Below are 1,962 nucleotides of genomic sequence, written 5' to 3' on the forward strand. Positions count from 1 at the left end.
GGCCGCCACCCTCACCACCACCGACCTCGCCCGACTCGCCCGCACCGGCATCACCCCCCTCACCACCACCGAAGCCCTCACCCACTTCGACACGGTCCTCGGCTCGAACCGGGCACTCGCCGTACCCGCGAGGTTCGACACGGCCGCGCTGCGGGCGCTCGGCGACCCGGGCAGGATGGCACCGGTCCTGCGCGGTCTGGTCCCGCTGCCGGTGCCGCTCGCCCCGGCGGGCCGCCCCGCGGCCTCGGCCCCGGCCGCCGGGGACCGCACCCCGCCCTGGGTGCGCACGCTCTCCGGGACCACCGAGGCCGACCGGCCGAGGACCGTCCGCGAGCTGGTGCGGGCGAGGGTCACCGAGGTCCTGGGCCGTCCGGCCAACCGCCCGGTGCCCACCGACCGCGGGCTGATGGACCTCGGCTTCGACTCCCTCACCGCCGTCGACCTGCGCAACCGGATCGGCGCGGACACCGGCCTCCGGCTGCCCACCACCGTGCTCTTCGACCACCCCACGGTCGACGCGCTCGCCGCCCACGTGCACGGGGAGCTGGCCGACCGGCTCCCGGGTGCCACGGCGGAACTACTCATCCGGATCGCCGAGTTGGAGGCCGCCGTCGACGGCACCGGCACGCCGCTCGACGAGGAGGCGCGCGAACGCGTCACCGCCCGCCTGTCCTCCGTCCTGGCCCGGCTCTCGCCCGACCCGCACGGCGCCGGCCCCGCCACCACGACCGCACAGGTCGAGCACGCCTCCGACGACGAGCTGTTCGAGCTCATCGACGGACAGCTCGGCCTCGACTGACCCGCACCCACATTCCGGCACGACATCCCGTACGACGCACGACGAGGAGAGTTGACGTCTCATGACGAGCGAGGCGACGAACGAGGCCAGGCTCCGCGACTATCTCAAGCGCGTGACGAACGACCTGCTGCAGACGAAGCAGCGCCTGACCGAGGTGGAGGCCGAGCGGCACGAGCCGATCGCGATCGTCGGCATGGCCTGCCGCTACCCGGGCGGGGTGCGCACCCCGGAACAGCTGTGGCGGCTCGTCGAGTCGGGCACGGACGCGATCTCCGCCTTCCCCGACAACCGGGGCTGGGACATCGCGGGGCTGTACGACCCGGACCCGGACCGGGTCGGCCGGACCTACACCCGTGAGGGCGGGTTCCTGCACGACGCCGACCGGTTCGACCCCGCGTTCTTCGGCATCAGCCCCCGAGAAGCCGTCAGCATGGACCCGCAACAGCGGCTGCTGCTGGAGACCGCGTGGGAGGCGTTCGAGCGGGCCGGCATCGACCCGACCTCGCTGCACGGCTCGCGCACCGGCGTCTACGCCGGCGTGATGTACGCGGACTACGGAGGCCGGATCAGGAAGGCGCCGGACGACCTGGAGGGCTACGTCGGCACCGGCAGCGCGGGGTCGGTCGCCTCCGGCCGGATCGCCTACACCTTCGGGCTGGAGGGGCCGGCGGTCACGATCGACACCGCGTGCTCGTCCTCGCTGGTCGCGCTGCACCTCGCGGTGCAGTCCCTGCGGCGCGGCGAGTGCGACCTGGCGCTCGCCGGCGGCGCGACCGTGCTCGCCACGCCCGGGCTGTTCGTGGAGTTCAGCCGGCAGCGCGGGCTGTCCGCCGACGGCCGGTGCAAGGCCTTCGCCGCAGCGGCCGACGGCACGGGCTGGGGCGAGGGCGCGGGCCTGCTGCTCGTCGAGCGCCTCTCCGACGCCCGCCGCAACGGCCACCACGTGCTCGCCGTGATCCGCGGCACCGCCGCCAACCAGGACGGCACGAGCGGTCAGCTCTCGGCGCCCAACGGGCCCTCGCAGCAGCGGGTGATCCGCGCCGCGCTCGCCGACGCCGGGCTCACGAGCGCCGACGTCGACGCGGTCGAGGCCCACGGCACCGGCACCCGCCTCGGCGACCCCATCGAGGCCCAGGCGCTCCTGGCCACCTACGGACAGGACC

At 74.8% G+C, this 1,962-nt stretch carries 2 protein-coding genes; both read left to right on the top strand.

Features of this window, described 5'->3' with window-relative positions; translation table 11 throughout:
* The coding region (locus AB0C76_RS41230) for a phosphopantetheine-binding protein (RefSeq protein WP_359975896.1) at positions 1-799 on the top strand (799 nt) is incomplete at its 5' end.
* A gap of 61 nt (positions 800-860) precedes the next feature.
* Positions 861-1,962, top strand: a 1,102-nt coding sequence (locus AB0C76_RS41235; RefSeq protein ID WP_359975899.1) for a beta-ketoacyl synthase N-terminal-like domain-containing protein, incomplete at its 3' end; no start/stop codon positions are given.

This window comes from Kitasatospora sp. NPDC048722 (assembly GCF_040650235.1).
In the GTDB taxonomy this organism is placed as follows: Bacteria; Actinomycetota; Actinomycetes; order Streptomycetales; family Streptomycetaceae; genus Kitasatospora.